The following is a 10,838-nucleotide window of genomic DNA, read 5'->3' on the forward strand; positions in this document are numbered from 1 at the left end:
GGTTCTTCCAGGGCTTTCTTGACCAGGTTGATTCCGGTCATTTCGTCCCCGTCAGCCTGCAGGGCATTGATAACCCCGATGATATTAATCAAAGCGGTGCCTCCGCCTGAAACAATGCCTTCTTCAACAGCGGNNCCTTGGTGGCTGCCAGGGCGTCTTCAATACGGTGCTTCTTTTCTTTCAGTTCGGTCTCAGTGGCAGCGCCTACCTGAATGACCGCAACACCGCCGGACAGTTTGGCCATGCGTTCTTGCAGTTTTTCTTTGTCGTATTCGGATTCGGTCTCTTCAGCCTGTTTCTTGATTACCGCGATGCGGCCTTTAACGGCTTCTTCAGAGCCAGCGCCGTCGACTATGATGGTTTCATTGCGGTTTACTACCACCTGGCGGGCTTTACCCAGCATATCCAGGGTTACGTTCTCCATTTTAACGCCGATGTCTTCAGATACCATCTGGCCATTGGTCAGAATAGCGATATCTTCAAGCATGGCTTTTCTTCTGTCACCGAAGGCCGGTGCTTTAACCGCCACACAATTGAAGGTGCCACGCAATTTGTTGACTACCAGGGTGGGCAGAGCTTCACCGTCTACATCCTCGGCTATAATCAGCAGAGGTTTGCCGGTCTGTACAACCTTTTCCAGGACGGGGAGAATCTCGTTAATTGAGGAGACCTTTTTATCGCTGATCAGAATATAGGGATCCTCGAGAACTGCTTCCATCTTTTCAGTATTGGTAACCATGTAAGGGGAGATATAGCCGCGGTCAAAACTCATGCCTTCCACGACTTCCAGGGTGGTGCCAACTGACTGGGATTCCTCTACAGTGATAACCCCGTCTCTACCCACTTTATCCATCGCATCAGCGATCAATGCACCGATTTCAGGATCATCGGCGGAAATAGCCGCTACTTGTGCAATGGCCTCTTTGGAATCTACGATTCTGCTGATATTTTTTATTTCTTCGGTTCCAGCTTTAACAGCCTTTTCAATTCCATGTCTCATGATCATGGGATTGGCTCCGGCTGCCACGTTTTTTAAACCCTCTTTAATCATAGCCTGTGCCAGTACGGTTGCAGTAGTGGTACCGTCGCCGGCCACATCATTGGTCCGGATGGCGACTTCTTTTACCAGCTGACAGCCCAGGTTTTCCCAAGGGTCTTCCAGATCAATGTCTCTGGCAATGGTGACACCGTCATTGGTGATGGTGGGAGAACCGAATTTGCGATCCAATACTACATTGCGGCCTTTGGGGCCCAGGGTTACTTTAACTGCATTGGCAAGGGTGTCTACTCCCTTTTCCAATGATCTACGCGCATCTTCACTGAATTTAATCTCTTTGGAAGCCATCTATGTATCCTCCTTTTAATCTGTTATTTAAGCCAATTTTGCCAGGACGTCTCTTTCAGATAAGATTAACAGTTCCTCGCCGTCAACCTTGATATCGGTTCCGGCATATTTTGCATAGATGACCTTGTCGCCAACGGCCACATACATCGGGATCCGCTCGCCCTTGTCATTGAGAGCGCCGGGACCTACTGCCAGAACTTCGCCAACCTGCGGTTTGTCCTTAGCAGTGTCGGGAACATAGAGACCGCTCTTGGTTTTTTCTTCAGCGTTTTCCACTACTTTGACTACCAGTTTGTCTGCCAATGGTTGAATTTTCAAAGGTATACCCCCTTTTAAAATGTTGCTTTTATTATTAGCACTCATTCGTAGCGAGTGCTAACACCTAGCTATAATATTAGGCAAGACCGGCCAAGTATTCAAATAGAAAACTAAGCTGATTCTGCCCGATATTATTAATTAGTATTATGTTGCGGGGAATTTCTTTTTATACCTTTAAAAATCATTAAATTTCGTTTGCTAAGCTTCTCCGCATTCCACCGAGGACCCGATCAAAGTATCCAGACCGTGGGGCAAAACTGGCAGGATGGCCTCCAGGGATTCCCTTACCCCGCGTTCACTCCCTGGCAGATTGATGATCAAGGTTTTCCCGCGTATCCCCGCCACCGCTCTGGAAAGGGCTGCCCGGGGAGTTGTCTTCAAACCCGTCCAGCGCATCAGCTCCGGGATGCCCGGTACCATTTTTTCTATAATGCTGCCGGTAGCCTCGGGGGTAACATCCCGAACCGAGAAGCCGGTGCCTCCGGAGGTCAGTAGAAGATCCAGCTTTAGCTGGTCACAAGCGTAAACCAGGGTCTCCTCTATAGTGGGCTTGTCATCAGGTATGAGCTTATAAAAGGCAACCTGAAAATCTGCCCCCAGCAGTTCGGCAATCTTGGCGCCGCTGCGATCCTCGCGCTCTCCGCGGGAACCTTTGTCGCTCATAACCACAATTCCGGTCTGATACATTTAAATCACTCCAAACCGCGTCTATGCTTAATCCGGGCGCCTGACATGCCCGCTTTTTCCTCCGCTTTTTTCCAGAAGGCAGATGTTCGATATTTGCATCCATCGGTCAACCGCCTTGCACATATCATAGATGGTTAACGCGGCTATACTCGCAGCCGTAATGGCTTCCATCTCCACTCCGGTTTTGCCGGTCGATCTGACTACGGTCTCTATATGCAGTTCACCCGCTGTATGATCAAAACCGTATTCCACATCTACTGAAGCGAGCATCAAGGGGTGGCACATGGGAATCAGCTGCGGGGTCTGCTTGGCGCCCATAACGGCAGCAACCTGAGCTACCGCCAATACATCTCCCTTGGTAATCGCTCCTGCCTGGATGGCCTGCAGGGTTTCAGGTTTCATTTTAACAACCGCCATAGCCCGGGCTTGACGGGTGCTGTCTTCTTTATTGCTGACATCGACCATACGGGCCCGGCCTGACGAATTGAGGTGGGTGAATTCCACAGTTAACCCCCTATTTGGTACATTTTACGATTGTTTGCTTCGCCCCATCCGGTATCCATATGATGCCGCTCGGGTTTACGGCTGATGGCCTGGGCTAATAACTGGCGCAGCTCTTGCCGGTTGATGCCTTGAAGCAGGGCTGCTTTTAAATCGGTTTCGTGATAATCGTAAAGACAATTTCTGAGTTTGCCTTCGGCAGTCAGCCGTATGCGGTTACACCTGGCGCAAAAATGATTGCTCATGGGGCTGATAAAGCCTATGCCGCCCTGACCGCCCTCCAGATTGAAATGCTCCGCCGGTCCATTGCCGACCTGGGCGACAGGCAACAAATGATAATGTTTATTCAAAATGGCTTTAACTTCTTTAACAGTGAGTACTTTGCTTTCATCCCAAAACAGCAGATCCCCCACCGGCATAAACTCTATAAAACGAATCTGCAGGGGAAAGCGATGGGCCAGATCAGCAAATTTCAATATTTCATCATCATTAAAACCTTTTATTATAACGGTATTTAACTTCACCGGATGCATGCCGGCTTCCATGGCTGCCAGTATGCCCTTCCAGGCATCCTCCAGGCAGCCGCCGCGGGTAATATAGTCGTATTTCTCAGCTGACAGGCTGTCCAGGCTGAAGTTGACCCTCTTTAACCCCCCGGCCCGCAAGGCTTTGACCATCCTGGCAAAAAGTGTACCGTTAGTGGTCAGGGTAACTTCCTCAATGCCAGGTATGCCCGCCAGCTGGCTGACCAATCCGGTGATGTTTCTTCTCACCAAGGGCTCGCCACCGGTAAGCCTGATTTTACTTATGCCTAAATCACTGGCAGCCTCGGCAATGGCTATAATATCCTCAAATGATAATATCTTGTCATGTTCCAGCTTGTTTATGCCTGATTCCGGCATGCAATAACGACACCGCAAATTGCAGCGATCGGTTACCGACATTCGCATATAGCTTATCGTACGTCCATAGTTGTCACGCAAAAAAGACCCCCCTCCCCTGGGCCAGTCTTATACCATGCTTAGAAGCATCCTAATTCGCAAGCAGAGATTTTGATTCCGGCTTGATCGCATAAGGCCCCCATCCGGGACAGCTCCATCTTAAGTCCGGCAGCTAATTCTCTAGCCTCGGCACAACTGATGCGTTTACCGGGAAACTTGTCCAGCAACAGCTGAATGATTTCCTCATCTCTCATTCCCATTCCCCCCTTACACTACCCCCGGTTAGGAAGGTTTATTGCCGCAGTATGATTCATCGGCAGTTTTGTGCCTCTTATTATACACCCCTAGACTTATTTCTACAAATGAGGCGAGTTTTCGCAGGCTGATCCATAAATACGAAACAATTTTTCTACCCCAGTCGAAAATATGGACAGCGGCGGCCATGCCTCCGCTGTCACTTTCCTGAATAATCAAAAATACCGCTCGTCGATCATCAGTTCGGATCGTTCGGTAACTATCCATTTAACCGGGCAATCCGCCGCTTGAGGAAAAGCCGAAACAATGACCTGAAACTCGTAACAAACCCCGCAGGTGAAGGCATACTTCCTGAGCCGCGGTAAAAAACGGTCATAATATCCCTTTCCATAGCCAATCCGATAGCCTTGATAATCAAAGGCCACACCAGGCACCAGTACGGCATCAATTCGTTCTGGGGCAAAGGGTGGTCCCACCGGTTCCAAAATGCCATACCGGCTTTTCTGCAGCCCGGCCGGGTCCGAAAAGTGGATGGCGTGGATTTCTGACCCGTCTACCCGGGGAAGAAGCAGCATCTTGTCCTCCTGGTGCAGCTGCTCGAAAAGCGGCCCGAGATCCACCTCGTTGCGGATGCTCATATAGCCCATGATGACCCGGGCATCCTGGAGGGGTTTTAGCTCCAGGAGTTTGTGAACGATCTCTTCACTGAACAGCTGCACCTCCGCAGGCGCTAGCTGTTCGCGCTGCTGCAACATCTCCCGCCTCGTTTCCGGCTTGCCCGGCATTATTCTGTTTGCCGGCATCAGCGCCTCCTATTTCTGGACACGTAGACTGCACCGTCATACTGCCTCTTCCGCCAGTAGTAAAGGCCCAAACCAACTGCCAGCAATCCCAGGGTATAAATCTGCCCCAGTGTAAACGGACCTATATAAATGACACTGTAACGGAAGAATTCAATCATAAATCGATAGACGCCGTAACCCAGCAGGTATAGTATGAAGACTTGCCCGCTGAAGCTGCGCCGCTCATAGAACCATAACAGGAATGCAAACAAGACCAGGTTTAAAGCAGAACTGAACAGCTGAGTGGGATAACGGCTGAAGCCGTCGATGTAAGGAAAGACCATTCCCAGCGGGCCAGTGGTGATGTTGCCATAACAGCAGCCCCGCAGGAAGCATCCAATCCGCACCAAGGCATATCCAAGGGCCAGGTACGGGCTGAACATATCAGCGATCTTCCAGAATGACAGGCTTTTCTTCCAGATATAAAGCCCAAAAGGAATAATGCCTCCGATAAAGGCACCATACCAGATCATTCCTTCAATGCCACCCGGGCCGATGGCGAATACAATCAAAGGATTGGCCAGGAACCCCGGCCAATCATAAACCAGCACATAAGCCAGCCTGGCCCCTATTAGCCCCCCTAAGACGCACAGGATCACCAGATCCAGAACCAGGTTGCTGTCATAACCCTCGCGGCGGGCGATACGGCTGATGCCCCATACTGCGATGAGCACTGCCAGGGCCAGCATAGCCCCCCATGAGTAAACTGTAAATGAGCCTATTTTAATAAGTATCGGATGCAACTTTTCTTTTCCTCCCTACAGTTATCCACAGGGCCGTTTCGAACCGAATTAAAGGCCCCGGTACTATTCTAGAGTATATCAGATATACCGGGGATTTGGGCTAGTGTTCTTCTATTTTATCAACAGACTTATCCACAATATCCACAGGGATTTTTCACAGGGACAAAAGACCAGGGTAAGCATTGAGTTCCAGTGACGCAAAGTCCTGATTCATATACTGGATATAGGCCCGGCCTGCTATCATGGCGGCATTGTCGGTGCACAGGGAAAGCGGTGGATAGACCACCTTAAGCTGTTTTTCTGCGGCTTTCTCCTTTAAAGTACTCCTTAGCAGGGAGTTGGCAGCTACCCCTCCGGCCATGAGTACGGTTTTGACCTGGTATTTTTGCGCCGCACGGATGGTCTTTTCCGCCAGTACCTCCACCAGGGCCTGTTGGAATTCGGCCGCCATATCATTAACATCAGCCAGGCCAAGCTTTTCCAGTTTGCGCCACTGGTTCATAACTGCCGTTTTTAATCCGCTGAAACTGAACTCAAAATCCTCTCTGTCCAGATAGATGCGGGGCAGTTTATTCACACCGGGCGTGCCCTCACGGGCAGCCTTTTCCACCGCAGGCCCCCCCGGATAAGACAGGCCCAGGAAACGGGCTACCTTGTCAAAGGCTTCCCCGGCCGCATCGTCACGGGTTTCCCCAATCAACTGGTAGTCCTGGTGAGAAGGCATATAGACCAGACTGGTATGACCTCCTGAAACCACCAGACACACGCAGGGAAACTCTATCTCCGGGTTTTCCAGGAAATTGGCATAAATATGACCATGAAGGTGATTGATCGCTATAATTGGCTTATTTAATGCATAAGCCAGGGCCTTGGCAAAGCTTAATCCCACCAGGAGGGCTCCAATAAGTCCAGGCCGGTTGGTGACCGCTACGGCGTCGATAGACCGGTAAGCAAGGCCTGCTTTGGCAAAAGCCTCCTCGACCACGGCGGCAATGGTTTCAATATGCTTGCGGGAAGCCACCTCAGGCACCACTCCGCCGAACTTTTGGTGCAGGCTGATCTGCGACTGCACCACATTGGAGAGTATCTCCCGACCGTTTTTTACTATGGCGGCCGCGGTTTCATCGCACGAGGTCTCGATTCCCAATATATATGTTTCTTTCATCATTTATCCTCATCACGGAGATTGAAGCTGTCTCATCATAACAATGGCATCTTCATCGTTGTCCGAGTAATATTGTTTGCGCACTCCGGTGGGGGCAAACCCCTGCCCGCTATACAATTTGAAGGCGGCATCATTGGAAGCCCTCACCTCCAAAAAAATGCGGCTGACCCGCTTTTGCCCGGCGGTGTTGAGCAATGCCTGCAAGACCTTGGTTCCCATTCCCTGGCGGCGGTAGCGGGGCGCCACCGCCACATTGGTGATATGAGCTTCGTCGGCAACCACCCACATACCGCCGTAAGCAGCCACCACGCCCTCATGATCAGCCACCATATAGGTGGCATATCGGTTGCTTAGCTCGTTCTCATAGGATTGCCTGGACCAGGGAAGGGTAAAGGACGCTAACTCTATGAGCATGATTTCGTCCAAATCACGGCCGGTCATCTTGCGGATCAAAAAATCCTGGTTCACTGTGCTCTTACTCCTTTTTCCAAACGATATTCCGCTTCAGACAGGCGTATATACAACGGCTTGACGTTAAGTCCATCTTCAAGCTTTTGTGCATCTGCGGCCCGCCAGGCCAGGCTGCCGAGGGCAGCAGCCCTGGGCAGCATCAGATGCGGGCTAACCGGCAGCAAACGCTCCGCAAAAAAATCAACAAAGTAATCCTGGTAGGGAGGCACTCCATCACCCACCAAAATAACCTTTCCCCGGCCTGTTATCTCAAGCAGGGCATCGATTTCGAGGGCTGCTTTTTGCGGAGAGCAGGCCATCATAGGCAACAGCCCCAGTGGATATCTTTCTTGAACATCATAACAGGAAAAGTATACCTCCTGGCGGCGCGCATCCAGTAAAGCCGCTACCAAAGCATGGCTGCCGGCCAGGTTGTGAGCCAGAACATCCAGGGTTGGTATTGCGGCAATCGGCAGCCCGGTAGCCAGGCTCAAACCTTTGACAGTTGCCATGCCAATGCGCAGGCCGGTAAAAGATCCCGGCCCCGCCGTCACTGCAAGGGCGGTAATCTGTGCCCAATCGCACTGGCTCTCTTTCATGACCCGGTCGATTTGCGGCATTAATATCTCCGAATGATTCCTGCGGAAGTTGATGAATTCCTCCCGGATCACTCTATCCCTGGCGACCAGGGCCACGCCCGCCACCTGGGTGGCGCTGTCAACAGCCAGTATCAACAATCTGTTCCAACTCCTTTATCTTGCGGCAATAGCTTTCCCCTGTCGCTTTAATGCTGACCAGCCGTTCCCGATCATAGTCCTCGTCGGTCAGGCCGATATATATGTGCATGGCTTCAAGCGGTATGGAGTCCGCCCCGATCTCCGGCCACTCAATCAAACATATTCCGTCCTTTTCCAGATAGTCTTCCAATCCCAGGTCGGTCAAATCCCCGCAGCCGAGGCGGTAGAAATCAAAATGATAAATGGGATCCCGGGCAGGATAGATATTCATGAGGGTGAAAGTGGGGCTGGTAACACGCTGCTGATATCCTTTGCCCCGGGCTACTCCCCTCGCCAGAGTGGTCTTGCCTGCGCCCAGGACGCCATGCAGGCAGACCACGTCCCCGCTTTTTAAGACAGAGGCCAGGGTCTTTCCCAGGCCAAGCATATCCTCTTCGGTTTTTACGATGAGTTCCAAATCATGTCACCTCATGATGATTTGCGGTTACCTGTCCGGCAGCTCCCGGTAGGCGTTGCGAATCGCCTTGAAATCCTCCCAGGTAGGCCGTTTATAAGCTTCATTGCGCAACAGTGCGGCCGGATGGAAGGTGGCCATAATACTCCTGCCCTGGCGGGTCAACCAGGTTCCGCGTATTTTGGTTATTCTTACGGCAGGATCAATCACCACCTGACTGGCCATCGAACCCAGACAAACGATTATTGCCGGGTCTAGCAGCCGAATCTGGGCTTCCAGAAAATTACGGCAGTGTTTTACCTCGTCGGGATTGGGCAATCTGTTGCCGGGAGGACGGCATTTAACCACATTGGCGATATAGACCTCACTGCGCTTTAATTCGGCTGCATTCAGTATTTTATCCAGCAACTGCCCGGCCCGGCCTACAAAAGGCAGTCCGGCTGCATCCTCGTCTTTACCCGGCCCCTCTCCGATGAATAAAAGGCGGGCCTGTGAATTGCCGTCGCCAAAAACCACCTGTTGGCATCCTTCCCTTAACCGGCAATTGCTGCATCCAAGCGCCACGGTTTTTAATTCTTGCATAGAATTGACGCCCGGATAACTCTGTTCATAGTTTACTCCGGGAAGAAAAACCTGGGGCGGCACTATCTCTGGCGGCAGCGTAGCTTTCTCTACTGGAGCCGTCTCTTCCTGATCAAATAACCCCGGTTGCTCTGTAGACATTTTCCCCTCTCCCATTGGCTTCTAGTCCATATTTTCCATGTAATTGCCATTATTATTATAATACATGCCGGCTGCCCCGACCAGACCGGCACAGCAAGAGGAGGGCTCAGCAGCTTTGAATTGTGCTCCACCCTCCCCGGTTACTATTTTCTGTTCAGGATCGGCTACTGGCGCAAAACCTGGTATAAGTCGTCGAAGCCGTTGCCGATGCGCCAGAAGGCAATGCCACCCAGACGGTCAGCAGTGGCCACATTGAACTTCTCATTCAGGCTGGCCTGGTTTTCCAACCATATGGTGTGCTGCCGCCCGTTCTCATCAGTGTAATTATAGTAGGGGCTCATGCTGGCTGCATCGAAACCGCCCTTAACCTGATACTTGCTTTGTATCGCGGCCAGCTTGGGTGCAGTGACGGTAACCGCTTTCCCTCCCGCCGTCCAGTTGTATCCATAAGTGGGCAAGCCCAGCAGGATCTTTTCGCGGGGTATATTGGCCATCATATAGTCTTTCACGTCTTTGACCCACCACAACGGAGCCACCGGGCCAGGCGCGCTGTCGGCATAGGAATAGTCGTAGGCCATTACCACTACCCGATCCACAATTTTCCCGATCTCTTTATACTGGTATGCCACCGGCCAGTTCTCTTCACCGGTCCGGGCGAATACCGCCACTGACAGCGTCTTGTCCTGACCTAAAGCAGCCTTTAATTCCCTTAAAAATTGGGTGAAATAAGGGGCATCAGCCGGGGGAATAAACTCAAAATCAATGTTTACCCCGTCATATTTATCCGCCCTGGCTTGCTGATTCAGCTGCTGTATCAAATGCTGGCGATAGCTGTAATTGCGGAGCAGGATATGCAGGGCGTCTTTATCCATCAAGGCCACTCCCAGATGGGTGCGGATACCTTTTTGCCGCGCATATTGCAATACTTTCTGATATTGATCCTGGTACTCATAACTCAGCTCACCCCGGCTGTTGCTTTCAAACCAGCGCAAGGCCACATCGGTGAACAGATCGGCATTCTCGGTAAATTCATCCCAGGGAGTATAATAGTAGTAGGCAAACACCTCGGGCCGGTAGCTAAAGGAAATATTGACTTCCCGCCTGTCACTGTCCCAGCTCACGGTCGCGCCCAGGGTTTCTGCCAAAAAACGCAGCGGAATATAGGTCCTATCCTGGTGTATGAGCGGAGCGGTGTCAAACCTCTTTGTCACCCCATCCACCTTAGCCTCTTGGCTGCCTATGATAAACTCTATATATTTGCCCTTACAATCCAGGGCAACCTTCTGCAGAGCGCCATCCCAATATACAGCGCCTCTCAGGGCGGAATCCTCAACCACGAAGCGAACCGGCACCATGGTGCGCCCCCCGATGAGCAGGGCCCCGGGTTGAAAATGCTTCAATTCACCTTCTATGCGTATCCTTGGATTGGAATCGGCTGTCACCGGGAACACCGGGATACTAAAAATTAACATGGCTATGACTAGCACTATGACTGCTTTTTTCCCCAACATCTACTCAGCCTCCATTATAGCCAGATCTTAATGTTTAGACGATTATCTGCCAGCCCTGGTTCCGCCTTCCCTCTACAGAAGAAAGGCAGAGCGAACGACGGAAGCGAAGAGCAAGACGCTCAATAGGCCCGCGATTGAGTCGTACAAATAGTACGTTGATTGAGCG

The 10,838-nt window shown here is 51.4% G+C and carries 13 protein-coding genes and 1 pseudogene; all 14 read right to left on the reverse strand.

Translation table 11 applies throughout. The features are described from left to right. Positions 1-1,345: pseudogene (gene groL / locus B3W37_RS13065) on the reverse strand (chaperonin GroEL); the annotation flags it as partial. 27 nt (positions 1,346-1,372) lie between these two features. Beyond that, positions 1,373-1,663, reverse strand: coding sequence for a co-chaperone GroES (groES, locus tag B3W37_RS13070; RefSeq protein ID WP_481042920.1), 291 nt, complete (start codon positions 1,661-1,663; stop codon positions 1,373-1,375). Between the two features lie 198 nt (positions 1,664-1,861). Beyond that, positions 1,862-2,350: a MogA/MoaB family molybdenum cofactor biosynthesis protein gene (locus B3W37_RS13075; protein WP_481042918.1), complete on the reverse strand. Its 489-nt coding sequence runs from the start codon at positions 2,348-2,350 to the stop codon at positions 1,862-1,864. A gap of 27 nt (positions 2,351-2,377) precedes the next feature. Further along, the gene (gene moaC / locus B3W37_RS13080) at positions 2,378-2,815 is read right to left on the reverse strand and encodes a cyclic pyranopterin monophosphate synthase MoaC (protein ID WP_481043094.1); all 438 of its coding nucleotides are present in this window, start codon (positions 2,813-2,815) and stop codon (positions 2,378-2,380) included. A 41-nt stretch (positions 2,816-2,856) separates the two neighbouring features. Continuing rightward, positions 2,857-3,834: a GTP 3',8-cyclase MoaA gene (gene moaA, locus B3W37_RS13085; RefSeq protein ID WP_483176093.1), complete on the reverse strand. Its 978-nt coding sequence runs from the start codon at positions 3,832-3,834 to the stop codon at positions 2,857-2,859. 38 nt (positions 3,835-3,872) lie between these two features. Then, positions 3,873-4,046, reverse strand: coding sequence for a hypothetical protein (locus B3W37_RS13090; RefSeq protein ID WP_483168575.1), 174 nt, complete (start codon positions 4,044-4,046; stop codon positions 3,873-3,875). 216 nt (positions 4,047-4,262) lie between these two features. Continuing rightward, positions 4,263-4,850, reverse strand: coding sequence for a 5-formyltetrahydrofolate cyclo-ligase (locus B3W37_RS13095; protein WP_483168573.1), 588 nt, complete (start codon positions 4,848-4,850; stop codon positions 4,263-4,265). Next, positions 4,850-5,632, reverse strand: coding sequence for a prolipoprotein diacylglyceryl transferase (gene lgt / locus B3W37_RS13100; protein WP_483168572.1), 783 nt, complete (start codon positions 5,630-5,632; stop codon positions 4,850-4,852). The genes B3W37_RS13095 and lgt overlap by 1 nt, the downstream gene beginning before the upstream one ends. Before the next feature lie 154 nt (positions 5,633-5,786). After that, a complete protein-coding gene (gene tsaD, locus B3W37_RS13105; protein ID WP_483176094.1) occupies positions 5,787-6,800 on the reverse strand; it encodes a tRNA (adenosine(37)-N6)-threonylcarbamoyltransferase complex transferase subunit TsaD in 1,014 nt (337 codons plus the stop codon). 9 nt (positions 6,801-6,809) lie between these two features. Further along, positions 6,810-7,265 (reverse strand): ribosomal protein S18-alanine N-acetyltransferase, encoded by a 456-nt coding sequence (gene rimI / locus B3W37_RS13110; protein ID WP_483176095.1) that lies wholly within the window; start codon positions 7,263-7,265, stop codon positions 6,810-6,812. Continuing rightward, on the reverse strand, positions 7,262-7,984 hold the full coding sequence (gene tsaB / locus B3W37_RS13115; protein ID WP_483176096.1) for a tRNA (adenosine(37)-N6)-threonylcarbamoyltransferase complex dimerization subunit type 1 TsaB: 723 nt from the start codon (positions 7,982-7,984) through the stop codon (positions 7,262-7,264). Before tsaB ends, rimI begins: the two co-directional genes overlap by 4 nt. Further along, positions 7,965-8,441 carry a tRNA (adenosine(37)-N6)-threonylcarbamoyltransferase complex ATPase subunit type 1 TsaE gene (gene tsaE, locus B3W37_RS13120; protein ID WP_481042903.1) on the reverse strand — a complete coding sequence of 159 codons (477 nt, stop codon included), beginning with the start codon at positions 8,439-8,441 and terminating at the stop codon, positions 7,965-7,967. Before tsaE ends, tsaB begins: the two co-directional genes overlap by 20 nt. Positions 8,442-8,468: 27 nt before the next feature. After that, positions 8,469-9,161 carry a uracil-DNA glycosylase gene (locus B3W37_RS13125; RefSeq protein WP_483168565.1) on the reverse strand — a complete coding sequence of 231 codons (693 nt, stop codon included), beginning with the start codon at positions 9,159-9,161 and terminating at the stop codon, positions 8,469-8,471. Between the two features lie 164 nt (positions 9,162-9,325). Further along, complete coding sequence (locus tag B3W37_RS13130; protein ID WP_483168563.1) at positions 9,326-10,672, reverse strand: glycosyl hydrolase family 18 protein; 1,347 nt, start codon at positions 10,670-10,672, stop codon at positions 9,326-9,328. Positions 10,673-10,838 lie beyond the last annotated feature (166 nt).

The organism is Syntrophomonas sp. UBA5494, assembly GCF_002426325.1.